The following is an 804-nucleotide window of genomic DNA, read 5'->3' on the forward strand; positions in this document are numbered from 1 at the left end:
GTTAATCTAGGGCCTTTTTATTGATCATCTAGCAAACCCTTGCTACATCAAGGTTGTATAAAATCCTGAATAAACGATAAAAAACAAACAAACGCCAAACTCTTGAACCATATAGCAACTCTCTTATTGAAGTAAAGCACCCGTTAGTTCTTTAAGAAAAGCGATTCTTATTAAAGTATCGCGCCCGATTACGGAAGATATAATGTAATATAAAAGGTTGTTAAACCCGGCTTGTGTGTAGAGATAATAAAGTTGTTTAATTCAAGTGCCGAATATTAATGTTCAGCCCCCAATTATAAAGTGAATTTTCCACCATGATAACAATAGTAATTTTCAGCTTTAAGATTTTTAATCTTTGTCAAAGACTGTTTTGCTTTCTCAACATTTAAACAAAAGTGTGGATTAGCAATGACTAATTCATGATTTTCTTTAACAGCTGAATCACCTGTAATTACACTTTTTAAACTTGGAAAATATAATGAAATATGCCCTGAAGTATGCCCTGGTGTTGCTATGACTCTACAATTGTTATCTAAAATCATATCACCATCATGTAGCTTTTCATCTATTGAAACATGCTTCAAATTCTTTAATTGCTGTATAAACCATTTACCAAATTCCATATCTTCATTTGGCATATTTTCTAGCATTTTTTCGGCTTGAACCAATCTCTCTGCCTTCATTTCACCACTAATGTATTTTGATTCAATTTCACTAGCTATAATGTTAATCCAAGGATACTTTTCTTTGAAATCATATAAGGAACCTATATGATCATCATCATAGTGAGTAATGATTATATTC

1 protein-coding gene is annotated in these 804 nt (G+C 31.5%); it reads right to left on the minus strand.

What is annotated here, in order from left to right; all coding sequences use genetic code 11:
• Positions 1–293 precede the first annotated feature (293 nt).
• A partial coding sequence (locus AC1DUW_RS30995; protein WP_477644477.1) for an MBL fold metallo-hydrolase occupies positions 294–804 on the minus strand: 511 nt, incomplete at its 5' end.

The sequence above is a fragment of the Peribacillus sp. P4_C12 genome (assembly GCF_056402095.1).